Raw genomic sequence first — 302 nt, 5'->3', positions numbered from 1 at the left:
TATGGACTCAGGGTTCGGCAGCAACTGCATTCTCGGCTGGTGGAACGATCCAGGCAAGCCTAACTCATGGAAGCCAGTCGGCCCGTTCGACTACTGGAACAAATTAAAGGCATCACGAGAAGTTGGCGAAACTGTAGGGAAGGGTTACTTATGATTATTTTATGCATCGTGCTTTACATCCTGGGCGCACTTCCGGTTTACGCAATTGCAAAAGACGTTAGCAATAGTGATAACAAGTGGTACGACATGGTAATCGTTGCCGCTGTCTGGCCCCTGGCCATTTCGCTCGGAGTGGTTAAGGG

This window comes from Pseudoalteromonas sp. SWN29, assembly GCF_015864465.1.
Lineage (GTDB): Bacteria > Pseudomonadota > Gammaproteobacteria > Enterobacterales > Alteromonadaceae > Pseudoalteromonas.
The sequence above is the reverse complement of the archived record's forward strand: the minus strand, read 5'-3'. Positions refer to the sequence as shown.